Raw genomic sequence first — 23,899 nt, forward strand, 5'->3', positions numbered from 1 at the left:
GTGGAACGTTGATTATTCGGCCGGGTTCACGGGTCGGAGGCTTGTAAGTACTGCTCTCGCAAGAGGGCGTGGAAAGCATGATCTCCGGGCGGGACATGGTCGGGCACGCTGTTGGGTGTCTGAGGGTACGGCTGTGAAGCCGCCTTCAGTGCCGGCCCCGGTAAAAATCCGCTTTGGTGGGTTGTGACGGGTGGTTGGTCGTTGTTTGAGAACTGCACAGTGGACGCGAGCATCTGTGGCCAAGTTTTTAAGGGCGCACGGTGGATGCCTTGGCACCAGGAACCGATGAAGGACGTGGGAGGCCACGATAGTCCCCGGGGAGTCGTCAACCAGGCTTTGATCCGGGGGTTTCCGAATGGGGAAACCCGGCAGTCGTCATGGGCTGTCACCCACATCTGAACACATAGGGTGTGTGGAGGGAACGCGGGGAAGTGAAACATCTCAGTACCCGCAGGAAGAGAAAACAACCGTGATTCCGGGAGTAGTGGCGAGCGAAACCGGATGAGGCCAAACCGTATGCGTGTGAGACCCGGCAGGGGTTGCGTATACGGGGTTGTGGGATCTCTCTTTCATGGTCTGCCGGCCGTGAGACGAGTCAGAAACCGTTGGTGTAGGCGAAGGACATGCGAAAGGTCCGGCGTAGAGGGTAAGACCCCCGTAGTCGAAACATCAACGGCTCGTTTGAGAGACACCCAAGTAGCACGGGGCCCGAGAAATCCCGTGTGAATCTGGCGGGACCACCCGTTAAGCCTAAATATTCCCTGGTGACCGATAGCGGATAGTACCGTGAGGGAATGGTGAAAAGTACCGCGGGAGCGGAGTGAAATAGTACCTGAAACCGTGTGCCTACAAGCCGTGGGAGCGTCGCTGTATGTGCTTGCATATACAGTCGTGACTGCGTGCCTTTTGAAGAATGAGCCTGCGAGTTTGCGGTGTGTTGCGAGGTTAACCCGTGTGGGGAAGCCGTAGCGAAAGCGAGTCCGAATAGGGCGGTTTAGTAGCGCGCTCAAGACCCGAAGCGGAGTGATCTAGCCATGGGCAGGTTGAAGCGGAGGTAAGACTTCGTGGAGGACCGAACCCACCAGGGTTGAAAACCTGGGGGATGACCTGTGGTTAGGGGTGAAAGGCCAATCAAACTCCGTGATAGCTGGTTCTCCCCGAAATGCATTTAGGTGCAGCGTCGTGTGTTTCTTGCCGGAGGTAGAGCACTGGATAGGCGATGGGCCCTACCGGGTTACTGACCTTAGCCAAACTCCGAATGCCGGTAAGTGAGAGCACGGCAGTGAGACTGTGGGGGATAAGCTCCATGGTCGAGAGGGAAACAGCCCAGAGCATCGACTAAGGCCCCTAAGCGTACGCTAAGTGGGAAAGGATGTGGAGTCGCACAGACAACCAGGAGGTTGGCTTAGAAGCAGCCACCCTTGAAAGAGTGCGTAATAGCTCACTGGTCTAGTGATTCCGCGCCGACAATGTAGCGGGGCTCAAGCGTACCGCCGAAGTCGTGTCATTCCAGCACATACCCCCAACGGGGGCTGGGATGGGTAGGGGAGCGTCGTGTGCCGGGTGAAGCTGCAGCGGAAGCTAGTGGTGGACGGTTCACGAGTGAGAATGCAGGCATGAGTAGCGATACACACGTGGGAAACGTGTGCGCCGATTGACTAAGGGTTCCTGGGTCAAGCTGATCTGCCCAGGGTAAGTCGGGACCTAAGGCGAGGCCGACAGGCGTAGTCGATGGATAACCGGTTGATATTCCGGTACCCGCTGTGAAGCGTCAAACATTGAACCAGGCGATGCTAAGTCCGTGAAGCCGCCCCGGAGCCTTCGGGCAAGGGGGAGTGGTGGAGCCGACGGACCAGACCTGCAGTAGGTGAGTGATGGGGTGACGCAGGAAGGTAGTCCATCCCGGGCGGTGGTTGTCCCGGGGTAAGGGTGTAGGCCGTGTGATAGGTAAATCCGTCACACATTAGGGCTGAGACCTGATGCCGAGCCGATTGTGGTGAAGTGGATGATCCTATGCTGTCGAGAAAAGCCTCTAGCGAGTTTCATGGCGGCCCGTACCCTAAACCGACTCAGGTGGTCAGGTAGAGAATACCGAGGCGTTCGGGTGAACTATGGTTAAGGAACTCGGCAAAATGCCCCCGTAACTTCGGGAGAAGGGGGGCCATCACTGGTGAGGAGACTTGCTCTCCGAGCTGGGGGTGGCCGCAGAGACCAGCGAGAAGCGACTGTTTACTAAAAACACAGGTCCGTGCGAAGCCGTAAGGCGATGTATACGGACTGACGCCTGCCCGGTGCTGGAACGTTAAGGGGACCGGTTAGTCACATTTCGGTGTGGCGAAGCTGAGAACTTAAGCGCCAGTAAACGGCGGTGGTAACTATAACCATCCTAAGGTAGCGAAATTCCTTGTCGGGTAAGTTCCGACCTGCACGAATGGCGTAACGACTTCTCGACTGTCTCAACCATAGGCCCGGTGAAATTGCACTACGAGTAAAGATGCTCGTTTCGCGCAGCAGGACGGAAAGACCCCGGGACCTTTACTATAGTTTGATATTGGTGTTCGGTTCGGCTTGTGTAGGATAGCTGGGAGACTTTGAAGCGGGCACGCCAGTGTTTGTGGAGTCGTCGTTGAAATACCAGTCTGGTCGTGCTGGATGTCTAACCTGGGTCCGTGATCCGGATCAGGGACAGTGTCTGATGGGTAGTTTAACTGGGGCGGTTGCCTCCTAAAGAGTAACGGAGGCGCCCAAAGGTTCCCTCAGCCTGGTTGGCAATCAGGTGTTGAGTGTAAGTGCACAAGGGAGCTTGACTGTGAGACCGACGGGTCGAGCAGGGACGAAAGTCGGGACTAGTGATCCGGCGGTGGCTTGTGGAAGCGCCGTCGCTCAACGGATAAAAGGTACCCCGGGGATAACAGGCTGATCTTCCCCAAGAGTCCATATCGACGGGATGGTTTGGCACCTCGATGTCGGCTCGTCGCATCCTGGGGCTGGAGTCGGTCCCAAGGGTTGGGCTGTTCGCCCATTAAAGCGGTACGCGAGCTGGGTTTAGAACGTCGTGAGACAGTTCGGTCCCTATCCGCTGCGCGCGCAGGAACATTGAGAAGGGCTGTCCCTAGTACGAGAGGACCGGGACGGACGAACCTCTGGTGTGCCAGTTGTCCTGCCAAGGGCATGGCTGGTTGGCTACGTTCGGGAGGGATAACCGCTGAAAGCATCTAAGCGGGAAGCCTGCTTCGAGATGAGTGTTCCCACCCACTAGATGGGGTAAGGCTCCCAGTAGACGACTGGGTTGATAGGCCAGATCTGGAAGCCCGGTAACGGGTGGAGGTGACTGGTACTAATAGGCCGAGGGCTTGTCCTCAGTTGCTCGCGTCCACTGTGTTGGTTCTGAAACCACGAACAACCCCATGCCCGGGGCCACCGGGTGTGGTGCGGTTGATATGTGTTTCACCGTGTTTCGGTGGTCATAGCGTGAGGGAAACGCCCGGTTACATTCCGAACCCGGAAGCTAAGCCTCACAGCGCCGATGGTACTGCAGGGGGGACCCTGTGGGAGAGTAGGACACCGCCGAACAAATATTGAAAGGGTTGGATCCAGAACTTCGGTTCGGGATCCAACCCTTTTTTGTTGTGCGTCACTTGGCGTTCACGTATCGCGCCCAACATCCAGAGCATGAGTACTGCTGCAATGCTCAGGGCCGCCGGCGTCGGAGTCGGTGACGAGGTCGTCGTGCCCGCCTTCGGGAACGTGGAAGTCGCCGAGTCTGTGATTCTGGCCGGCGCGCTGCCGGTGTTCGCCGACATAGATCCGGTGACCTACTGCCTGGACGTGTCAGGTGTCGAGGCGGCCATAACTCCGCGGACGGCGGCTGTAGTTGTCGTACACCGCTTCGGGAGGCCGGCCGACATGGGGACGTTGATCGAGGTCGGGCAGCGGCGCGGGCTTCTGGTGTTGCAGCACGGTGAGTCCGAGGCGCCGTACGACGAGATCGCTCAGCGGCGGCAGCGGGCGGCGTTTCTCGATCTGAAGCTGAGGGGTGTGCGGACGCCCGATGACGGCGACGGGCACACCTATCAGCAGTACGTCGTGCGGGTGCCCGGTAACGGTCGGCCCGATCGGGATGCCTTCGCTCGGGCCCTGCGGGCCAGGGGAGTTGACTGCCGGGTGCCGGTGAAGGCGCCGGTGCATCGCATGCCCGCGTTCCGCTGCTGTGTCTCGCTGCCCGCGACCGAGTCTGCTGTCGACGAGACGCTGGCGCTGCCGGTGGACGCCTCGTTGACCAAGCGGGACATGCAGCGGATCGTCTCCGCGTGCAACTCGCTCGGAGGGTTGCTGCAGCCTGCGTTCTGATGGTGCGGCGTAGTTGGGAGCACGGGGCTGTTCGGGGTATGATCTATTTCGTTGCCGCGAGGGAGACCTCGAAAAGCAGCTGGCCCCCCTAGCTCAGTCGGCAGAGCGTCTCCATGGTAAGGAGAAGGTCAACGGTTCGATTCCGTTGGGGGGCTCCACACAGAAGGCCCCGCCCAGTTGGGCGGGGCCTTCTGCATGCCCGTCGTCAGTCCATCAGTCCTTCTGCAGACCCGGTACGCGCATCGCCAGGATCGCCATGTCGTCGGACGCGGGATCGGAGGCGAAGCGTTCGACGGCGCGCATGATCCGGGCCGCCACCGCGCCGGCCGTCAGTCCCGTACACGTCGTGAGGACGTCCGCCAGACCGTCGTCGCCCAGCATGCGGGTGCCCTCGCGGCGTTCCGTGACGCCGTCCGTGACGCAGAGGAGGACGTCGCCGGGGTCGAGGGTGATCGTCTGCTCGTACAACTCCAGGTCTTCCAGGACGCCCAGGAGGGGCTGGGGCTCCGCTGCCGCTTCCACGGTGCCGTCAGGACGCAGCCGGAGTGGGAGGGGATGGCCGGCGCAGACCACCTTCAGTACGGCGCTGCCGTCCTCCTGGGGCCACAACTCGCCGTACAGGAGCGTCAGGAAGCGGCTGCGGGCGCCCTCGTCGAGGATCGCCGAGTTGAGGCGCTCCAGGACCGCGGGGCCGCCGAAGCCCTCCCTAGCCAGCAGGCGGAGCGCGTGGCGGGCCAGGCCCGTCACCGCCGCGGCTTCGGGGCCCGTACCGCAGACGTCGCCGATGGCGAAGCCGTAGGCGCCGTCGCGGATGGGGAAGAGGTCGTAGAAGTCGCCACCGACCTCGTTGCCCTCGCCGGCCGCGCGGTAGATGACCTCCACCTCGACGCCCTCGATGTCCGGCAACTCCGGGGGCAGAAGGCTGCGTTGGAGGGACTGGCTGATGGCGGTGCGTTCCGAGTAGAGGCGGGCGTTGTCCAGGGCCAGGGCGGCCCGGCGGCTCAGGTCCTCGGCCAGTTCCAGGATTTCCTGGCGGAAGTGTTCGTCCGTCGGCTTGCCCAGGGTGAGCATGCCGATCACACGGTTGCGGGCGACCAGGGGGAGGACGACCGTCTCGCCGCCGACTGCCGCCGCCGTGGCGAGAGTTGTGCCGATGCCCGAGCTGACCGAGGTGGGTGAGTTGAGGCCCAGGCTGCGCATGGACGTACGCAGGGCCGCCTGATGGGCTGCCGCCGCGGGGGCCGACCAGACGCGGGCGCCGGGGGTGGGGACCGGGTCCGGTGGGGCGATCTTCGACAGGAGGGCCTTGAGGCCGTCGATGCGGTCCTCGTCCTCGTGCAGGACGTACGAGAGATACGGCTCCGAGGCCTGGTCGGCGATCGTGTAGACCGCGCACCAGGTCGCCAGGGTCGGGACCGTCATCTGGGCCATGAGCGCGAGGGTCTGGTCGCGGTCGAGCGTTCCGGCGAGGAGGTCGGAAGCCTCCACCAGGAAGCTGAGGGAACCTCGGCGCAGGCGTTCCAGTTCGCCCAGACGGGCCGATTCCACTGCCAGCGCGATGCGATCCGCGGCGAACTGGAGGCGCAGGGCCTCCTCGTTCGTGAAGCGGCCGGGGGACTCGGCGGCGACGCCCAGGGAACCGGTGAGGCGGCCTTCCACCTTCAGGGGGACGGTGACGACCGAGCGCATGCCCGTGCCGCTCAGGAGGGGGACGGCACCGGGGACGACCGAGAGGTCGTCGTGGACGGCCGGCATACGCGCCGAGCCGTAGCGGCCGGGACCTGCCTCGACCGGGACGCGGGCGAAGCGCTGGCGGGCGGAGGGGAGACCCGTAGAGGCCCGCACCTCCAACTCCGTTTCGTCGTCAGTGGCCAGGAGCAGGAAGGCGGAGTCGGCGTCAAGCATGTCGCGGGCGCGTTCCACCGTGCGCTGGAGCAGGCCGTCGAGGTCGTCCGGGGCCGGGGAGCCGATGAACACCTCGAACGGGTCGGTGTTCGGGCCGTCGGAGCTCGACGTGGTGTCGGACGAGCTGCCGCGCAACGGGGTCTGCAGGACCGCCCGTTCGTGGTCGCGCACGAGAAGGCAGACCGTCGAGGGCTCGCCTTCCGTGTCGCGGACGCGGAGGTGGGAGGCGTACACCGGGATGACCCGGCCGTTGGCGCCCCTTATGCCGTAACTGCCTTCCCAGCGGGAGAGCTGGAGGGCCTCGGCGACGCCGGTGCTGGTGCCCGGGGTGTGCGGCCAGGCGGCGAGGTCGGTGAGGGGCTTTCCGATGACCGACTCGGGTGAGTAGCCGAAGAGTTCGTCGGCGTCCTCGTTCCACGCCGCGATGGATCCGGTGCGGTCGATCTGGATGACGGCGACGCGGACCCGGCCGTCGGCCAGCGGGAGGAGGGCCGCAGGGAGGGACGGGCCCGCGGAACGGGTGCCCACCGCCCGTTCCGGGAGGTCGAGTTGGAACCAGACCTGTTTCTGCGTGGACGTGTACTCCACGCCCCAGCGTCCGGCCAGGGCCGCGCACAACTGGAGGCCGCGGCCTCCCTCGCGGTCGGGGCTGCCCATGTTGGCGGGCGAGCCCTGGAGAGGGATCTCGCGCTCCGGGTAGCGGTCGGCCACCTCGATGCGGACGCCGTCGTCACTGCGTAGACACAGGACGTCCGCGGAGGTGCCCGCGTGGATGACCGCGTTGGTCACCAGTTCGCTCGTGAGGACCACGGCGTCGTCGACGATGTCCGCGAAGCCCCAGCCCTGCAGGGTGTCGCGGACGAAGGAACGGGCGGTCGCTACTGATCGCCCGACTGGGTCGAAGGTGGCAGCCGCGCGCGCGGTGATCACAGAACTCCTCGTCCGGTTGTCGGCATGCAGCGTGCCGGGGCCGACCCGTTCCTGCCGGGGCAGGGTCTGGTTCCCCGTCGGCCGGGGATCCTGGGGTGTTCCCCCGGGATGCAGTCCGGTGGTCATGGTGCGGTGCCCCTCCGATGCCTGCCCGCTCGTGGTCGTGCCACCGCCCAGACCGGACGGACCGGTGTGGCTGGACAGCCGTATGCAAGGTTACTTACCTTCGCGGTCCGTGCGGATGCAGGTCTGCAGTGTTTACGTCCCCAGAGTGTGCGGACGGTGTGCGAAGCTGCCGAACTGTTATGGCCGGGTTCGGACAGGGTGAAACACTGGGCAGGCTCCAGGAGAAGGTCTAGGCACGGCTGGCAGTATCCGGGTACGCCCGAGTGCTGGCGGCAGAGCACGCAGAGCAGTAACGGTCGACCCCTGCGGGAGGGACACAGTGGAGTCTGGCGCAGCGACGCGGGGCACTAAGACGCGCGCGAAAGGCGGACAACCCCTGAGTAACCGGCGGAAACCGCGCAACGGAACGACCGAGGTGGACACGGCTTCTCTGGACCGGTTGCTGTCGGCCCTGGAGTCGATGCGTGACGGGAACTTCCGGAAACGGCTCACGGTGTCCGGCGACGGTGTCATGTCGGAGATCTCGGCGGTCTTCAACGAGGTGGCCGACCGTAATCTCCACTTGACGGGTGAATTGTCTCGCGTGCGTCGCATGGTGGGGCGTGAGGGGAAGCTGACCGAGCGGCTGGAAGCGGGTGCCAGCGAGGGCTCGTGGGCCGTGGCGATCGACGCCTCGAACGCGCTCGTCGACGATCTCGTACGTCCGGTCTCCGAGGTCGGCCGGGTGCTGAGCGCTGTCGCGGAGGGCGATCTGTCGCCCCGGATGGAGCTGCGGGCGCCTGCCGCGGACGGCAGTGGACATCCGCTGCGCGGGGAGTTCCTCAAGGTCGGGCGCACGGTCAACAACCTTGTCGACCAGTTGTCGACGTTCACCGACGAGGTCACGCGGGTGGCCAGCGAGGTCGGCACGGAGGGCAAGCTGGGCGGTCAGGCCCAGGTGCGCGGGATGTCCGGTTCGTGGCGTGATCTCACGGACTCGGTCAACACCATGGCGTACCGGCTGACGGCGCAGGTGCGGGACATCGCGCTGGTGACGACGGCGGTCGCGAAGGGTGATCTGTCCCGGAAAGTCACGGTTCACGTGGCCGGCGAGATGCTTGAGCTGAAGAACACCGTCAACACGATGGTCGACCAGCTGTCGTCCTTCTCCTCCGAGGTGACGCGAGTCGCGCGCGAGGTGGGCACGGAGGGTGAGCTCGGTGGCCAGGCACAGGTGCCGGGTGTGGACGGCGTGTGGAAGGATCTCACCGATTCGGTGAATCTTATGGCCGGCAACCTGACGGCCCAGGTGCGCGGGATCGCGCAGGTGACGACCGCGGTCGCCAACGGGGATCTGTCACAGAAGGTGACGGTGTCGGCGCGCGGCGAGGTCGCCCAGCTCGCCGAGACGATCAACCAGATGACCGAGACGCTGCGGACGTTCGCGGACGAGGTCACCCGGGTCGCCAACGAGGTCGGTGGCGAGGGGCGGCTCGGTGGGCAGGCGAACGTGCCGGGCGCCGCGGGTACGTGGAAGGACCTGACGGACTCCGTCAACACGGTCTTCCGGAACCTCACCACCCAGGTGCGGGACATCGCCGCCGTGACGACCGCCGTGGCCAGCGGTGACCTGTCGCAGAAGGTCAGCGTCGAGGTGGCCGGCGAGATGCTGGAGCTGAAGAACACCGTCAACGGGATGGTCGACCAGCTGTCCGCGTTCGGTGCCGAGGTCACGCGGGTCGCGCGGGAGGTCGGTGTCGAGGGTGAGCTGGGCGGCCAGGCCCAGGTGCCGGGCGCCGCGGGTACGTGGAAGGACCTGACGGACTCCGTCAACACGGCGTTCCGGAACCTCACCGGACAGGTGAGGAACATCGCCCAGGTGACGACCGCCGTGGCCAACGGTGACCTGTCCCAGAAGGTCACCGTCGATGTCTCCGGCGAGATGCTTCAGCTGAAGAACACCGTGAACACGATGGTGGACCAGCTGTCGAGCTTCGCCGACCAGGTGACGCGGATGGCCCGTGACGTGGGCACCGAGGGGCGCCTCGGCGGTCAGGCGCGGGTGGACGGTGTGTCCGGTACGTGGAAGGAACTCACCGACTCCGTCAACTTCATGGCCGGCAACCTGACCTCCCAGGTGCGGAACATCGCTCAGGTGACGACCGCTGTGGCCAACGGCGATCTTTCCCAGAAGATCGATGTCGACGCTCGCGGCGAGATCCTCGAGTTGAAGAACACGATCAACACCATGGTCGATCAACTCTCGGCCTTCGCGGACCAGGTGACCCGGGTCGCCCGTGACGTGGGTACGGAGGGCCGGCTCGGCGGGCAGGCTCAGGTGCCCGGGGTCGCCGGTGTGTGGCGGGACCTCACCGACTCGGTGAACGGCATGGCCGGCAACCTCACCGCCCAGGTGCGCAACATCGCCCAGGTGGCGACCGCTGTGGCCCGCGGTGACCTCTCCCAGAAGATCACCGTGGACGCGCGCGGGGAGATCCTGGAGCTCAAGAACACCCTGAACACGATGGTTGATCAACTGTCGTCGTTCGCCGAGGAGGTCACGCGAGTGGCCCGTGAGGTGGGTACGGAGGGCATGCTCGGCGGTCAGGCCGAGGTGCAGGGTGTCTCCGGCACCTGGAAGGACCTCACGCAGTCCGTGAACTTCATGGCGAACAACCTGACCATCCAGGTGCGCAACATCGCCGAGGTCACGACCGCCGTCGCCAAGGGCGATCTGTCGAAGAAGATCACTGTTGACGCCAAGGGCGAGATCCTCGAACTCGTCACGACGGTCAACACAATGGTTGATCAACTGTCGTCGTTCGCCGAGCAGGTGACCCGGGTGGCCCGCGAGGTGGGCACGGAGGGCATCCTCGGCGGTCAGGCCCACGCGTCGGGCGTCACCGGCATCTGGAAGGACTTGACCGACAACGTCAACCTGATGGCCAACAACCTGACCGTGCAGGTGCGGAACATCTCCCAGGTCGCGGCGGCCGTCGCCAACGGCGATCTGACGCGGACGGTGACCATCGAGGCGCGCGGCGAGGTGGCGCAGCTCGCCGACACGTTCAACACCATGGTGAAGACGCTGAGTTCGTTCGCCGACCAGGTCACCAAGGTGGCCCGTGAGGTGGGTACGGACGGCATCCTGGGCGGGCAGGCGCGCGTGCCGGGTGTCGCCGGTACCTGGAAGGACCTCACCGAGTCGGTGAACGGGATGGCGTCCAACCTGACCGGCCAGGTGCGCAACATCGCCATGGTCACGACTGCCATCGCCAAGGGTGACCTGACGAAGAAGATCGACATTGACGCTCGCGGCGAGATCCTCGAACTCAAGACGACGATCAACACCATGGTCGACCAGCTGTCGTCGTTCGCCGAGGAGGTCACCCGAGTCGCCCGAGAGGTGGGTACGGAAGGCCAGCTCGGTGGCCAGGCGCGCGTGCGGGACGTCGACGGCACCTGGCGCGACCTCACCGAGTCGGTGAACGAGATGGCCGGGAACCTGACCCGGCAGGTGCGTGCCATCGCGCGCGTGGCGACCGCGGTGACCCGCGGTGACCTCAACCTGAAGATCGACGTGGATGCCTCCGGCGAGATCCAGGAACTTCAGGACTACATCAACAAGATGATCGCCAACCTGCGCGACACCACGATCGCCAACAAGGAACAGGACTGGCTCAAGGGCAACCTCGCCCGTATCTCGGCCCTGATGCAGGGCCGACGTGACCTCGACGACGTGGCCTCGCTGATCATGAGCGAGCTGACGCCGGTCGTCACCGCCCAGCACGGCGCGTTCTTCCTGGCGATGCGGACGATCGACGGCAAGGACCCGGGAAGCGCCCCGGACAACGCGTACGAACTGCGCATGCTCGGGTCGTACGGCTACTCCATGGGATCCATGCCGACCTCGTTCCGGCCCGGTGAGGCGCTGGTGGGGACCGCCGCCGAGGAGAAGCGCACGATCCTCGTGGAGAACGCGCCCAGCGGCTATCTGAAGATCTCCTCCGGGCTCGGCGAGGCGCCGCCCGCACAGGTGATCGTGCTGCCGCTGCTGTTCGAGGGCAAGGTGCTCGGGGTCATCGAACTGGCGTCGTTCACGCCGTTCACGCAGATCCAGAAGGACTTCCTCAACCAGATCGCCGAGATGATCGCGACCAGCGTCAACACCATCTCCGTCAACACCAAGACGGAGGTGCTGCTGAAGCAGTCGCAGGAGCTGACCGAGCAGTTGAGGGAGCGCTCGGCCGAGCTGGAGAACCGGCAGAAGGCGCTTCAGTCGTCCAACGCGGAGCTGGAGGAGAAGGCCGAGCTGCTGGCCCAGCAGAACCGCGACATCGAGGTCAAGAACACGGAGATCGAGGAGGCACGGCAGGTCCTGGAGGAGCGCGCCGAGCAACTCGCCGTGTCGATGCGCTACAAGAGCGAGTTCCTCGCCAACATGTCGCACGAGCTGCGTACGCCGCTCAACTCGCTGCTGATCCTCGCCAAGCTGCTCGCCGACAACGCGGACACCAACCTCACCCCGAAGCAGGTCGAGTTCGCCGAGACGATCCACGGGGCGGGCTCGGACCTGCTCCAGCTGATCAACGACATCCTCGACCTGTCGAAGGTCGAGGCGGGCAAGATGGACGTCTCCCCGACGCGCATCGCGCTCGTGCAGCTCGTCGACTACGTGGAGGCCACCTTCCGTCCGCTGACCGCGGAGAAGCGCCTCGACTTCTCCGTACGGGTCTCGCCGGACCTGCCCGCCACGCTGCACACCGACGAGCAGCGGCTGCTCCAGGTGCTGCGCAACCTGCTGTCCAACGCGGTCAAGTTCACCGACACGGGCGCGGTCGAGCTGGTGATCAGGCCGGCCGGTGCGGAAGTGCCGGTGGCCATCCGGGAGCAACTGCTGGAGGCGGGTTCGCTGCGGGACGCGGACGCCGACATGATCGCGTTCTCGGTGACCGACACGGGCATCGGCATCGCGGCCAGCAAGATGCGGGTGATCTTCGAGGCGTTCAAGCAGGCGGACGGCACGACCAGTCGCAAGTACGGCGGCACGGGGCTGGGGCTGTCCATCTCGCGGGAGATCGCGCGGCTGCTAGGCGGTGAGATCCACGCGCAGAGCGAGCCGGGCCGTGGTTCGACGTTCACGCTGTATTTGCCGCTGCACCCGAGTGAACTGCCCCCGCAGGGCTACGCGCAGCTGGCGCCCTCTCTGGAGGTCGGCGAGCTGCTGGCCTCCGAGGCGGAGCTGGCCGGGGCGGGCATCGAGACGCCGGCCGAGGTGAAGTCGTACCACGAGGCGCAGAACGGGCCCGCCGCGCTCTTCAGGCGGCGCCGCAGGGCTGTGTCGGTGACCGAACTGAACGCGTCCTCCAGGGCCAACGGCCACTGGGCGGCGGCGGAACAGGAGGCGCCGCAGCCACCGCGCCGCAGCATCCAGTTCGACGGCGAGAAGGTGCTGATCGTCGACGACGACATCCGTAACGTGTTCGCGCTGACGAGCGTCCTGGAGCAGCACGGGCTGTCGGTGCTGTACGCCGAGAACGGCCGGGAGGGCATCGAAGTCCTGGAGCAGCACGACGATGTGACAGTCGTACTGATGGACATCATGATGCCGGAGATGGACGGGTACGCGACGACGACGGCGATCCGCAGGATGCCGCAGTTCGCCGGGCTCCCGATCATCGCGCTGACCGCCAAGGCGATGAAGGGCGACCGGGAGAAGGCGATCGAGTCGGGTGCCTCGGACTATGTGACCAAGCCCGTCGACCCCGATCACCTGCTGTCGGTGATGGAGCAGTGGATGCGCGAGGAGTGACGGTTGAGCTGGGTGTTTCCGTCACACGGACGGGAACTCCCGGTGTTCACGCGGAGTTGCTGACTCAGTGTGGCCGATGCCGTGTAGAAGTACGGGATTCGGGGAACCTTCTGGTCTCCCGCTACGTTTCTGCTACGTGCACAGTGACATCGCGGTGACAGGGTGTGGCGACGGGCAGGGTGCGGCTACCATGACCGGCACGAGGACGGGCGGCGCAAGGAAGCCGTCCCCTGGGGCGGCGCCGGGTGGTGCTGCCCCAAGTCCTGAGGACAGGGAAGGCCCCAAGCCGGGGCGAGGAGGGCGGGCCATGGTGCAGAAGGCCAAGATCCTCCTGGTCGATGACCGGCCGGAGAATCTGCTGGCGCTGGAGGCCATCCTCTCTGCGTTGGATCAGACACTGGTGCGGGCATCGTCCGGGGAGGAAGCGCTCAAGGCACTTCTGACGGACGACTTCGCGGTCATTCTGCTGGACGTCCAGATGCCGGGCATGGACGGCTTCGAGACGGCCGCTCACATCAAGCGGCGGGAGCGGACCCGGGACATCCCGATCATCTTCCTCACTGCGATCAACCACGGGCCGCACCACACCTTCCGGGGATATGCGGCGGGTGCGGTGGACTACATCTCCAAGCCGTTCGACCCGTGGGTGCTGCGGGCGAAGGTCTCGGTGTTCGTCGAGCTCTATATGAAGAACTGCCAACTCCGGGAGCAGGCAGCTCTGTTGCGGCTCCAGCTGGAAGGCGGGGGCGGCAAGGCGTCGGTCGGCGCGGTCAAGGAGCCGGCGGGTCTGCTCGCCGAACTGTCCGCGCGGCTCGCGGCCGTCGAGGAGCAGGCGGAGGCGCTGTCCAAACAGCTCGACGACGAGTCGGCGGACGCGGCGGCGGTGGCCACGGCGGCCCATCTCGAACGCAAACTGACCGGCCTGCGCCGTGCTCTGGACGCGCTCGAACCGGGTACCGGCAGCGGGGCACCCACGGTGCCGTCGCCGAACTGACCCGCGTTCCGGCCGTCACCTCCCGCACGGAACTCACCCGCACAGGGGGCGTAGTTGCGCGTGAGCACGCGTCAGTAGCGTGCTCACGCAAGGGCGACACGAACGGGTGAAGCAGTAGGCACACGTGTCCGCTGTCGTCTCCCGGTAACCTCACACACATGGCCTCACGTCCTTCCGCAGCCAAGAAGCCGCCCGCGAAGAAGGCAGCCGTGCCCGGGAAGGCTCCGGCGAGGAAGGCCGCGGCGAAAAAAGCCCCCGCGAAGAAGGCGCCCGCCAAGAGAGCGCCGGCGAAGAAGGTCGCGCCCCCTCCGGCACCCAGCCCCACCGGGGGCATCTACCGGCTCGTTCGCGCCCTCTGGCTGGGCATCGCGCACGCCGTCGGTGCCGTGTTCCGCGGCATAGGGCAGGGCGCGAAGAACCTAGACCCGGCACACCGGAAGGACGGCGTGGCACTGCTGCTGCTCGCCCTCGCGCTGATCGTCGCCGCGGGCACCTGGTCCAACCTGCGCGGACCCGTCGGTGACCTCGTCGAGATGCTGGTCACCGGCGCGTTCGGCCGCCTCGACCTGCTCGTGCCGATACTGCTCGCGGTCATCGCCGTACGGTTCATCAGGCACCCCGAGAAGCCCGATGCCAACGGCCGGATCGTCATCGGGCTGTCGGCGCTCGTCATCGGCGTGCTCGGGCAGGTCCACATCGCGTGCGGCGCCCCCGCGCGCAGTGCCGGAATGCAGGCCATAAGGGACGCAGGCGGGCTCATCGGCTGGGGCGCGGCGACCCCGTTGACGTACGCGATGGGCGACGTCCTCGCCGTACCCCTGCTGGTGCTGCTCACGGTCTTCGGGCTGCTCGTCGTCACCGCGACGCCCGTCAACGCGATTCCGCAGCGGCTGCGGCAGCTCGGGATCCGGCTCGGCATCCTCCGCGACCCCGAGGAGGACGGGCTCGCCGGGGACGACGAGCGGTACGACGACCAGTGGCGCGAGTCGCTGCCCGGACGCCCCCGCGAGCGCGGGTCCGGCCCTGAGGAGTACGACCCGGACAGCGCCGAGCAGGAGGCCCTCTCCAAGCGCCGGAGCCGCCCCAGGCGCTCCGCGGTGCGCCAGCCCGACCCCGGGCGGCCGATGGACGCCGTGGACGTCGCCGCGGCCGCCGCTGCCGCGCTCGACGGAGCCGTCCTGCACGGCATGCCGCCCTCGCCGATCGTCGCCGACCTCACCCAGGGGGTGACTGCGGGCGCCGACCGTGAGGAGACGGCCCGGACGCCCGCTCCCGTCCCGGGGGCCCGCCCCAAGCAGGAGAAGCTCACGGCGGAGCCGGTCAAGGCCGCGGTCGCGGACCTCACCAAGGCGCCGCCGGAGGAGATGCGCGACCTGCCGCCGCGCGCCGAACAGCTCCAGCTCGCCGGGGACATCACCTACTCGCTGCCCTCGCTCGACCTGCTGGAGCGCGGCGGCCCCGGCAAGACCCGCAGCGCGGCGAACGACGCGGTGGTCGCCTCCCTCACGAACGTCTTCATGGAGTTCAAGGTCGACGCCGCGGTCACCGGCTTCACCCGCGGTCCGACGGTCACGCGGTACGAGGTCGAACTGGGCCCCGCGGTGAAGGTCGAGCGGATCACCGCCCTCGCCAAGAACATCGCGTACGCCGTCGCCAGCCCCGACGTACGGATCATCAGCCCGATCCCCGGCAAGTCTGCGGTCGGCATCGAGATCCCCAACACCGACCGCGAGATGGTCAACCTGGGGGACGTGCTCCGGCTGGCCGACGCGGCGGAGGACGACCATCCGATGCTGGTCGCGCTCGGCAAGGACGTCGAGGGCGGCTATGTGATGGCCAACCTCGCGAAGATGCCGCACCTGCTCGTCGCAGGTGCGACCGGTTCGGGTAAATCGTCCTGTATCAACTGTCTGATCACGTCGGTCATGGTCCGGGCGACCCCCGAGGACGTCCGGATGGTCCTCGTCGACCCCAAGCGCGTCGAGCTGACCGCGTACGAGGGCATCCCGCACCTGATCACGCCGATCATCACCAACCCGAAGCGGGCCGCGGAGGCGCTCCAGTGGGTCGTACGGGAGATGGATCTGCGGTACGACGATCTGGCCGCGTTCGGATACCGGCACATCGACGACTTCAACGAGGCCATCAGGAACGGCAAGGTCAAGCTGCCCGAGGGCAGTGAGCGCGAGCTTCAGCCGTACCCGTATCTGCTGGTGATCGTCGACGAGCTGGCCGACCTGATGATGGTCGCCCCCAGGGACGTCGAGGACGCGATCGTGCGCATCACGCAGCTCGCGCGCGCGGCCGGTATCCACCTGGTCCTCGCCACCCAGCGGCCGTCCGTCGATGTCGTGACCGGGTTGATCAAGGCGAACGTGCCGTCGAGGCTCGCCTTCGCCACCTCCTCCCTGGCCGACTCGCGGGTCATCCTCGACCAGCCCGGCGCCGAGAAGCTGATCGGCAAGGGCGACGGACTGTTCCTGCCGATGGGCGCCAACAAGCCCACCCGTATGCAGGGTGCCTTCGTGACCGAGGACGAGGTCGCGGTGATCGTCCAGCACTGCAAGGACCAGATGGCGCCGGTCTTCCGGGACGACGTCACCGTGGGCACCAAGCAGAAGAAGGAGGTCGACGAGGAGATCGGTGACGATCTCGAACTGCTGTGCGCGGCGGCCGAGCTCGTCGTCAGCAGCCAGTTCGGGTCCACGTCGATGCTCCAGCGCAAGCTGCGCGTCGGGTTCGCCAAGGCGGGACGGCTGATGGACCTCATGGAGACCCGGGGGATCGTCGGGCCGAGCGAGGGGTCCAAGGCGCGTGACGTTCTTGTGAAGGCTGACGGGCTGGACGAGATGCTCGCGGTGATTCGTGGGCAGGCTGACTCCTAGGGAGTCGTCCGGTGTGCGGGTGTCCGTGTGTGCGGCAACCGGGTGGTCGATCGTGACTCACTCGTAAGGGATCATTGAGCAACCGTTTCCCTTCGGCGTACGTCAAGTTGAGGGAGACGGCAGATCCTTGCCTCTCCGTGACCTGGTCATCGGCGTGTCCTGGCCATTCCGATGGCGTACAAAGTCCGTCCGCCCGGTTGCCCCACCCTTTCCGAACCCCCCTAAACTGAACTTCCAGCACAGGTGGCTAAACGCTCGAAAGGCGCCCCCGTGTCCATCGGCAACTCTCCACAAGACGAGCGTCCGTTCGAAGAAGACCGTGACGATCGCGAGGAAGCAGCCCGCCCTTCGATCGGTCGCGCCCTCCAGCAGGCGCGCATCGCGGCAGGGCTGACCGTCGACGACGTCAGCTCCGCCACTCGGGTCCGGATCGCCATCGTGCACGCGATCGAACAGGACGACTTCGCCCCCTGTGGCGGAGACGTCTACGCGCGCGGGCACATCCGGACCATCGCCCGTGCCGTCCACCTGGACCCCGAGCCGCTGCTCTCGCAGTTCGCCGACGCCCACGGCGGACGTCCGGCGCCGACCCCCGCCGCGCCCATGTTCGAGGCGGAGCGCATCCGCCCCGAGCGGCGCGGACCGAACTGGACCGCGGCGATGGTCGCCGCGATCGTCGCCGTGATCGGCTTCGTCGGCTTCACCCTGGTCAAGGGCGATGACGGCGACAAGAGCGCCCAGGCGCAGGCCGGCGAGGGCGCCACGCCCACGGCCAGCCGGCCGGCCTCGGCAGCGCCCAAGAAGGACAAGCCGGCCGACCCGAAGCCGGACCCGTCGGACAGCGCGATCGCGGCGGCGCCGCGCGACAAGGTGACCGTCCAGGTCAGCGCCACGGACGGCCGCAGCTGGATCTCCGCCAAGGACCACAACGGCCGACAGCTCTTCGACGGCCTGCTCAAGCAGGGTCAGTCCCAGACCTTCCAGGACAACGAGGAGATCAACCTCGTCCTGGGCGACGCGGGCGCCATCCAGCTGTACGTGAACGGCAAGAAGATCGAGGACGAGTTCCAGCCCGGAGCCGTGGAGCGGCTCACGTACACGAAGGGCGACCCCGAGGTCGGATAAGCGGTACCGGACTTTCGGAATTCGTCGGTACGGGGCCGGCCGAGGTCGGCTGGCCCCGTCGACGTGGGGTGTCAGTGGGACGAAGTAGTCTTGAGCCCATGCCTGAACGCCGTACCGTCGCACTTGTCACCCTTGGCTGCGCCCGTAACGAGGTGGACTCGGAGGAGCTCGCAGGCCGCTTGGAGGCGGACGGCTGGCAACTCGTGGAGGACGCCGAGGACGCGGACGTCGCTGTCGTCAACACCTGTGGCTTCGTCGAGGCCGCCAAGAAGGACTCCGTCGACGCCCTCCTGGAGGCCAATGACCTCAAGGGGCACGGCAGAACCCAGGCCGTCGTGGCGGTGGGCTGCATGGCCGAGCGGTACGGCAAGGAACTCGCCGAGGCGCTCCCCGAGGCGGACGGCGTGCTCGGCTTCGACGACTACGCCGACATCTCGGACCGCCTGCAGACCATCCTGAACGGCGGTATCCACGCTTCGCACACCCCGCGCGACCGGCGCAAGCTGCTGCCGATCAGCCCGGCGGAGCGGCAGGGCGCGGGTGCGGGCGTCGCCCTTCCGGGGCATGGCGCCGCGGCGGACACCGACCCGGTCGCCGCGCCGGTGGAACCGGTCGAGGTTCCTGCCGACCTTCCCGAAGGCGTCGCCCCGGTCTCCGGCCCCCGTGCGCCTCTGCGCCGACGACTCGACGGCGCGCCCGTCGCCTCGGTGAAGCTCGCCTCCGGCTGCGACCGGCGCTGCACCTTCTGCGCCATCCCGTCCTTCCGCGGCTCCTTCATCTCGCGCCGCCCGAGCGACGTACTGAACGAGACCAGGTGGCTCGCCGAGCAGGGCGTCAAGGAGGTCATGCTCGTCTCCGAGAACAACACCTCGTACGGCAAGGACCTGGGCGACATCCGGCTGCTGGAGTCGCTGCTGCCCGAGCTCGCGGACGTCGACGGCATCGAGCGGGTGCGGGTGAGCTACCTCCAGCCCGCCGAGATGCGTCCCGGGCTCATCGACGTACTGACCTCGACCCCGAAGGTCGCTCCCTACTTCGACCTCTCCTTCCAGCACTCCGCGCCCGACGTGCTGCGCGCGATGCGGCGCTTCGGTGACACGGACCGCTTCCTGGAGCTGCTCGACACCATCCGGGGCAAGGCGCCGCAGGCCGGCGTGCGGTCCAACTTCATCGTGGGCTTCCCCGGTGAGACCGAGGCCGACCTGGCGGAGCTGGAGCGGTTCCTGACCAACGCGCGCCTGGACGCCATCGGTGTCTTCGGGTACTCCGACGAGGACGGCACGGAAGCGGCGACGTACGAGAACAAGCTCGACGAGGACGTGGTCGAGGCCCGGCTCGCCCGGGTGTCGCGGCTGGCCGAGGAACTGGTCTCGCAGCGCGCGGAGGAACGCGTCGGCGAGACGGTGCACGTGCTGGTCGAGTCGGTGGGCGGCGAGGAGGGCGCGTACGGCCGTGGCGCGCACCAGGCGCCGGAGACCGACGGACAGGTGCAGTTCACCAACTTCGAGGACTTCGCGGGTCTCACGAGCGGCGAAGAGCTGAGCGTCGGTCGTATGGTCGAGGCGAAAGTGGTCGGTACAGAAGGTGTCGACCTGCTCGCCGAGCTGCTCCCGGGCTCGGTTGGCTCGCTCGCGTGTTCGCATTCAGAGGAGGCGGCCAGATGACCGGAGTCCCGGCATCCGCAGCGAGCGGCTCCTCCAGCGCGCGAAACGCCAAGAGCGTGCCGGGTGCGGTGGCTGTGCCGGGCGCGATGGGTGCCACCGGGGCTGCCGGCCCCTCGGCCGCCCCCGGGGCCTTCGGCGCCGCTGTGGACTCCGGGGTGTCCGGGTCCCCTGCCGACCCCCTGGTCTCCGGTGATCAGGAGGCTGGAAAGGCGGTCCGCGGTGGGAAGTTGGGCGCCGCCGCCGTCAATCAGGCCAGCCTCTGGAACATCGCGAACATTCTTACGATGATCCGCCTGCTGCTTGTGCCAGGCTTCGTGGCCCTGATGCTGGCCGACGGCGGGTACGACCCGGCGTGGCGCTCGCTTGCCTGGGCGGCCTTCGCCGTCGCCATGATCACCGACATCTTCGACGGCCACCTCGCGCGTACGTACGACCTTGTCACCGACTTCGGGAAGATCGCCGATCCCATCGCGGACAAGGCGATCATGGGGTCGGCGCTGATCTGTCTCTCCGCGCTCGGTGATCTGCCCTGGTGGGTGACCGGTGTGATCCTCGGGCGTGAGCTCGGGATCACCCTCCTGCGCTTCATCGTGATCCGCTACGGCGTGATCCCCGCGAGCCGTGGCGGCAAGCTCAAGACGCTCACGCAGGGCGTGGCCGTCGGGATGTACGTACTGGCGCTGACGGGACCGCTGGCGACACTGAGGTTCTGGGTGATGGCTGCGGCGGTGGTGCTGACCGTGGTGACCGGGCTCGACTACGTAAGACAGGCCATTGTGCTGCGCAACCAGGGAATCGCCGACCGCGAGGCCGCGGCCATGGAGGCGGAACGGTGAGTTCCATGGCCGCCGACGTGGTGAGACTACTGACAGTGAGAGGCGGGACGCTCGCTGTCGCGGAGTCCCTCACGGGGGGCCTGGTCGCGGCGGAGATCACATCGGTGCCCGGAGCCTCCAAGGTGTTCCGGGGGGCGGTGACGGCGTACGCGACCGATCTGAAGCACCAGGTGCTGGGTGTCGACGCCACTCTGCTGGCCACCCGAGGAGCGGTGGATCCGCAGGTCGCGGCCCAGATGGCGGCCGGAGCCCGCAGGATTCTCGGCGCCGACTGGGGTATCGCGACGACCGGTGTCGCCGGCCCGGAACCGCAGGACGGGCAGCCCGTCGGGACCGTTTTCGTGGCCGTGGAAGGCCCTCGCGCAGCGGATTCCGGTTTCGCAGGTGGCGGAAAAGTGGCGGCGCTGCGGTTGAACGGCTCCCGGGCGGAAATTCGTATGGAGAGTGTACGGAGCGTACTCGCACTCCTCCTGGAGGAGATCGCGGGCGAACAGACCGGAAACGAGCGGGCACAGGATACGGAACAGAACGGGGGGACCTGATGTTTGCAGCCCTGAGTGAACACGACATCGCTCCCCGCACGGCCGCGGCGCAAGGCGGTACGGTGGGGCGTGAAGGATGCGGCTACACGGTCCGAGGAGGGAGCCACCGATGATTCTGCTCCGTCGCCTGCTGGGTGACGTGCTGCGTCGGCAGCGCCAGCGCCAGGGCCGTACTCTGCGCGAAGTCTCCTCGTCCGCCCGAGTCTCACTCGGCTATCTCTCCGAGGTGGAGCGGGGGCAGAAGGAGGCATCCTCCGAGCTGCTGTCCGCGATCTGCGACGCGCTGGACGTACGGATGTCCGAGCTCATGCGGGAAGTGAGCGATGACCTCGCCCTCGCCGAGCTGGCCCAGTCTGCTGCGGCCAACGAACCTGTACCCACGCCGGTGCGTCCGAGGCTGGGTTCCGTATCGGTGGCCGGTGTGCCACCGGAACGGGTGACCATCAAGGCGCCCGCCGAGGCGGTGGATGTCGTCGCCGCCTGAGGTGCACGAGAATTGAGTGTGTGAGAGCCCCGGCCGGGGCTTCTCCGGGGAGACCCGGAGGAGCGCGGTCGGGGTTTTCGCGTTGCGCGCACGTTTCGCGCACTCTCGTGGGTCCGTCCATGGGTGCGTTTGCCGGTGGGTCGTGGGGCGGTCATGGTGGGGAGAGGCGGGCGCGTGCGGGTTTTCCGGGCGGCCGTCTGTGGGAAAGCGGTGCGCCTCTGTGCCGGTGATGCGCCCTGTGTGCGGGTGAGCGTGGCGTTCTAGCGTGGGGCTGGAGGTGGGCCATGGCGGTGCGGATAGTTCGCCGGGGGGCGCTGCTGGGGCTCGGTGCCGTGTGGTGGTGGGCCGTCCTGCGGCTCGCGCTGGCGCCCGGTGCGGGGGTGCTTGAAGGGGCGGTCGCGGCCGGCGGGTGGGGGCTGAGCCTGCTGCCGGTGCACTGTGTGCCGAAGGCTCGGGCGGCGCGGATCGTGGCAGTCACGGGGGTCGTACGGGGGCGCGCCGGTGCGGGTGCCGGTGATGGCGCTGCTGGGTCTACCAGGGCATCGCCACGCCGCCGTTCGGGCGGAGGATCTGGCCCGTCGTGAACGCTGACGCGTCGGACGCCAGGTGCAGCACCGCGTGGGCGACCTCCTCCGGTTCGCCGACCCGGCCCAGTGGTGCCAGCCGGGACATCAGCGCCTCGGTGTGCGCCTGGGCCTCGCCGTCGTGGCGGTCGGTCATCGGCGTACGGATCCAGCCCGGCGCGACCGCGTTGACGCGGATGCCATGGCGCCCGACCTCGGCGGCCAGCGTCTTCGTCAGTTGGACGACGGCTGCCTTGGCGACGCCGTAGCAGAGCAGGCCGGGGTTGCCGGTGTCGATGGCGCCCGAGGCCATGGTGATGATGCTGCCCCTGGTGTTCCCGGAGATCATCAGGCGTGCGGCCTCCTGGCAGGCGTACAGCACGCCCTTGAAGTTGACGCCCAGGACCCGGTCGAGATCCTCCTCGCGGGTCTCCAGGACGGGGCTGCTGTGCATGATCCCGGCGACCGCCGCCATGACGTCCAGCCGCCCACACCCGGCCACGGCCTGGCGGACCTGGGCGCTGTCGGTGACGTCCACGTGGTGGGTACGGGCCGTGCCGCCGATGCCCTTGATCAGGGTCGCGGTCTCGTGCAGTCCCTGCGCGTCCCGGTCGGCGCAGTGCACCAGGGCGCCCGCCTCGGCGAGCAGTACGGCGGATGCGCGTCCGATGCCGCTGGCGGCCCCGGTGACGAATGCGGTGCGTCCGGTGAGGTCGTACGCCTGTACGGGCATGCTGGGACGGTACGAGGGTTTCTGACGGATCGTCAATTGTTCGTGCACGGTTCGGTTCTGAAGGGCGTTGGCGTGAGGTGCGTGGATGTGAGGTGCGTGGTGCGTTTGTGGCGTCAGCCGTACGGGAGCGGCTTGCGCTGTGCTCTGGTGGCGCCGGGGGCGGGGGCCGGGCCCAGTTGGCAGGTCGGGCACCAGTAGGTGGGGCGTTCGCGTGAGCCGTCGCCCTGGTCGGCGCTGCGGACCGGTGTCCGGCAGCGAAGACAGGGGCGGGGTGCCCGGCCGTACACGAAGAGGTCCTGGCCGCGGCGGCCCGTCGTACTGCGGATGGGGCGGTCCCGGTTGGCTTCGAGGAGTTTTTTCGCGAGTGAGGGCAGCTTCGCGGTGCGGTCGGGAGGAAGGTCGCCGACGGCTAGCCACGGGGTCGCGCCCAGAAGGAAGCACAGCTCGCTCTTGTAGACATTGCCGATGCCGGCGAGGTTGCGCTGGTCGAGCAGGGCTTCGCCCAGAGGACGGGCGGGGTCCGCGAGGAGGTTGGCGAGAGCCTGCTCGGGGTCCCAGTCCGGGCCCAGGAGGTCGGGGCCGAGATGGCCGACGGCCCGGTGTTCGTCGGTGGTGCGCAGGAGTTCGAGTACGGGGAGGCGGTAGCCGACGGCTGTGCGGTCCGCGGTGCCGAGGATCGCCCGGATCTGGTGCGACGGGCCACCGCTCCAGCGTTGGCCGTTCTCGTAGATCTTCCAGGAGCCGTCCATCCGCAGATGCGAGTGCAGGGTCAGGCCGCCCTCGACACGGGTGAGGAGGTGTTTGCCGCGCGGGGTGACCTCCAGGACCGAGCGGCCGGTGAGGTCGGCTGTGGCGTACTTGGGCACACGGAGGTCGGAGCGGGTCAGCACCTTGCCGGCGAGTGCGTTGTGCAGTCGCCTCGCGGCCTGCCAGACCGTGTCACCTTCGGGCATGGGTCCAGGGTGACATGT

At 67.2% G+C, this 23,899-nt stretch carries 13 protein-coding genes, 1 tRNA gene and 2 rRNA genes; 13 read left to right on the top strand and 3 right to left on the bottom strand.

The window, feature by feature from the left end:
• Window positions 1-237 precede the first annotated feature (237 nt).
• The 4 genes from OHN74_RS32145 to OHN74_RS32160 all read left to right on the top strand — a co-directional run bounded on the left by OHN74_RS32145 (window position 238) and on the right by OHN74_RS32160 (window position 4,508).
• Window positions 238-3,361, top strand: a 23S ribosomal RNA gene (locus tag OHN74_RS32145).
• Between the two features lie 95 nt (window positions 3,362-3,456).
• Window positions 3,457-3,573 (top strand): 5S ribosomal RNA (rrf, locus tag OHN74_RS32150).
• A 114-nt stretch (window positions 3,574-3,687) separates the two neighbouring features.
• Window positions 3,688-4,350: a DegT/DnrJ/EryC1/StrS family aminotransferase gene (locus OHN74_RS32155; protein ID WP_327700353.1), complete on the top strand. Its 663-nt coding sequence runs from the start codon at window positions 3,688-3,690 to the stop codon at window positions 4,348-4,350.
• Between the two features lie 82 nt (window positions 4,351-4,432).
• Window positions 4,433-4,508, top strand: a tRNA-Thr gene (locus tag OHN74_RS32160).
• 55 nt (window positions 4,509-4,563) lie between these two features.
• On the opposite strand, the gene OHN74_RS32165 is transcribed toward OHN74_RS32160, so the two are convergent.
• Complete coding sequence (locus OHN74_RS32165; protein WP_327698060.1) at window positions 4,564-7,311, bottom strand: SpoIIE family protein phosphatase; 2,748 nt, start codon at window positions 7,309-7,311, stop codon at window positions 4,564-4,566.
• Between the two features lie 319 nt (window positions 7,312-7,630).
• On the opposite strand from OHN74_RS32165, the gene OHN74_RS32170 reads away from it, so the two are divergent.
• The 9 genes from OHN74_RS32170 to OHN74_RS32210 all read left to right on the top strand — a co-directional run bounded on the left by OHN74_RS32170 (window position 7,631) and on the right by OHN74_RS32210 (window position 22,216).
• Window positions 7,631-13,102, top strand: a complete 5,472-nt coding sequence (locus tag OHN74_RS32170) for a HAMP domain-containing protein (protein WP_327698061.1) — start codon at window positions 7,631-7,633, stop codon at window positions 13,100-13,102.
• Between the two features lie 307 nt (window positions 13,103-13,409).
• A complete protein-coding gene (locus OHN74_RS32175; RefSeq protein ID WP_327698062.1) occupies window positions 13,410-14,096 on the top strand; it encodes a response regulator in 687 nt (228 codons plus the stop codon).
• A gap of 158 nt (window positions 14,097-14,254) precedes the next feature.
• Complete coding sequence (locus OHN74_RS32180; protein WP_327698063.1) at window positions 14,255-16,981, top strand: DNA translocase FtsK; 2,727 nt, start codon at window positions 14,255-14,257, stop codon at window positions 16,979-16,981.
• A 270-nt stretch (window positions 16,982-17,251) separates the two neighbouring features.
• The gene (locus OHN74_RS32185) at window positions 17,252-18,106 is read left to right on the top strand and encodes a helix-turn-helix domain-containing protein (RefSeq protein WP_327698064.1); all 855 of its coding nucleotides are present in this window, start codon (window positions 17,252-17,254) and stop codon (window positions 18,104-18,106) included.
• Between the two features lie 98 nt (window positions 18,107-18,204).
• Window positions 18,205-19,770 (top strand): 30S ribosomal protein S12 methylthiotransferase RimO, encoded by a 1,566-nt coding sequence (gene rimO / locus OHN74_RS32190; RefSeq protein ID WP_327698065.1) that lies wholly within the window; start codon window positions 18,205-18,207, stop codon window positions 19,768-19,770.
• Window positions 19,767-20,606, top strand: coding sequence for a CDP-diacylglycerol--glycerol-3-phosphate 3-phosphatidyltransferase (pgsA, locus tag OHN74_RS32195; protein ID WP_327698066.1), 840 nt, complete (start codon window positions 19,767-19,769; stop codon window positions 20,604-20,606). Before rimO ends, pgsA begins: the two co-directional genes overlap by 4 nt.
• Window positions 20,603-21,148 (top strand): CinA family protein, encoded by a 546-nt coding sequence (locus OHN74_RS32200; RefSeq protein WP_327698067.1) that lies wholly within the window; start codon window positions 20,603-20,605, stop codon window positions 21,146-21,148. The genes pgsA and OHN74_RS32200 overlap by 4 nt, the downstream gene beginning before the upstream one ends.
• A 109-nt stretch (window positions 21,149-21,257) precedes the next feature.
• Complete coding sequence (locus OHN74_RS32205) at window positions 21,258-21,632, top strand: helix-turn-helix domain-containing protein (RefSeq protein WP_164318274.1); 375 nt, start codon at window positions 21,258-21,260, stop codon at window positions 21,630-21,632.
• 284 nt (window positions 21,633-21,916) lie between these two features.
• Window positions 21,917-22,216, top strand: a complete 300-nt coding sequence (locus OHN74_RS32210) for a hypothetical protein (RefSeq protein WP_327698068.1) — start codon at window positions 21,917-21,919, stop codon at window positions 22,214-22,216.
• Here the strand turns inward: OHN74_RS32210 and OHN74_RS32215 are convergent.
• Both OHN74_RS32215 and OHN74_RS32220 read right to left on the bottom strand, forming a co-directional pair.
• A complete protein-coding gene (locus tag OHN74_RS32215) occupies window positions 22,164-22,928 on the bottom strand; it encodes an SDR family NAD(P)-dependent oxidoreductase (protein WP_327698069.1) in 765 nt (254 codons plus the stop codon). The two genes, OHN74_RS32210 and OHN74_RS32215, sit on opposite strands and share 53 nt — an antisense overlap.
• A gap of 113 nt (window positions 22,929-23,041) precedes the next feature.
• The gene (locus OHN74_RS32220) at window positions 23,042-23,881 is read right to left on the bottom strand and encodes an Fpg/Nei family DNA glycosylase (RefSeq protein ID WP_327698070.1); all 840 of its coding nucleotides are present in this window, start codon (window positions 23,879-23,881) and stop codon (window positions 23,042-23,044) included.
• Window positions 23,882-23,899: the final 18 nt, after the last annotated feature.

Origin of the sequence: Streptomyces sp. NBC_00459 (assembly GCF_036013955.1) — a bacterium.
In the GTDB taxonomy this organism is placed as follows: Bacteria; Actinomycetota; Actinomycetes; order Streptomycetales; family Streptomycetaceae; genus Streptomyces.